General features: G+C 45.1%; 1 protein-coding gene. It reads right to left on the reverse strand.

The window, feature by feature from the left end; all coding sequences use genetic code 11:
- The coding region (locus KGF65_RS16690) for an IS30 family transposase (RefSeq protein WP_216788267.1) at positions 1-910 on the reverse strand (910 nt) is incomplete at its 3' end.

The raw sequence follows: 910 nt of genomic DNA on the forward strand, positions 1-910 counted from the left end.
TGATGAATGCTTCCAGAGGTGTCTGGTAACCCAAACTTTTTCGTGGGATGTGGTTTCGTCGACTGGCAACTGCTTGAACAAATCCATCTGATAGCTGGTCCATAATAAGATTGTGACGTAAACCATCTTTACGCAGCAGACCATTGGTGTTCTCATTTAAACCACGTTGATTGGGTGCTCCGACAGCGGCAAAGTAAATATTTAAATCAAATTGGTTAGCAATGGTTCGCCAACCGGCGAACTCCTTACCATTGTCAAACGTAATTGACTTAAATAGGTGTCGTGGCAGCTTCGAAAGCCATCCTGCTAAACTACGATTGACATCGTGTGCCGACTTGGTATGCGAATTCAGCACAATTGCGACCTTAGTTTGTCGTTCAACCAGCGTGGTTACCGCACCCTGATGGTTTTTACCTTGAACCGTGTCACCTTCTAAATGGCCGAATTCTTGATTAAAATTAGGATAGTCCTGATAACGATTCTTTAAATCCCTGCCCAATTGACCCGCTTTCCCACGGCGTTCAATGTAACCATTAGGGTGCCGTTTGCCGTGCATCGGTAAATCTTTGGTCGACAACCCCAAAACACCGCGTTTGAAAAGGCGGTAAAGGGTTCGAACCCCACAGCTGAAAGCCCGTTCTTGGCGATTAATAATGGTATCTGGTTGCCAACCAGCTTGAGTTTTGGCTTGAATATAGGCCAGTTCATCAGGGCGTAGTTGAATTGGTTTACGCCCACAATGTTGTTTATGCTTTCGATAGTGGCATTGGTAATCAATAATCGTACCGCCAGCGTCAAGAAACCGATAAATACGATACACAGTTTCAGCACTCCGATGGAGCGCTGGGGCCACTAGATAAGCCTTTTTACCGAGTTTCCAAAAAGAATAAATTGTGGCAAGTTCGTCTAT

This window comes from Lactiplantibacillus sp. 30.2.29, assembly GCF_018991255.1.
GTDB lineage: Bacteria > Bacillota > Bacilli > Lactobacillales > Lactobacillaceae > Lactiplantibacillus > Lactiplantibacillus pentosus.